The organism is Kribbella ginsengisoli, from assembly GCF_039537185.1.
GTDB lineage: Bacteria > Actinomycetota > Actinomycetes > Propionibacteriales > Kribbellaceae > Kribbella > Kribbella koreensis.
On the sequence record NZ_BAABAA010000058.1, the window covers coordinates 1 to 516 of the forward strand.

Sequence of the window (516 nt, forward strand, 5' to 3'; positions counted from 1 at the left end):
TCCGACGACGCGGTGGTGCTGTCGTCGGCGCAGGCCGACGCGATCGTGTCCGCGCTGGAGAAACTCCCCCAACGCGCCAACATCCCCGTCGAAGAACTCGACGCCGCCGCCGGCGCGATGGTCGAGGCGGCCCGGCACATGAACCCTAGCGACCTGCGCAGCCTGGGCGAACAGGTCCGCAACATCCTCGACACCGACGGCCCCGAACCCCGCGAAGCCGCCGCCCGCGCCCGCGAAGAGGTCTGGGTGAAGAAGGCCGACGACGGGGTGAAGTTCGGCGGCTACCTGGCCGGCGAGAACGCCGAAAAACTCCAGACCGTCCTGCAGGCCGGCGCGAAACCGCATAAGACCGACGAGGGTGAGCAGGATCCGCGGTCGCGCGGCAAACGCCAAGCCGACGCCCTCATCGACACCCTCGACATCGCCCTGGCCTCCGGCGACCTGCCCACCCGCGGCGGGATCAAGCCGCACATCGCGGTCACCATCAACCTCAACGACCTCCTCGACGCCGGCCGC

At 70.2% G+C, this 516-nt stretch carries 1 protein-coding gene; it reads left to right on the forward strand.

What is annotated here, in order from left to right; all coding sequences use genetic code 11:
- On the forward strand, nt 1-516 hold a 516-nt coding region (locus ABD768_RS43040; protein WP_344850780.1), incomplete at both ends, for a DUF222 domain-containing protein.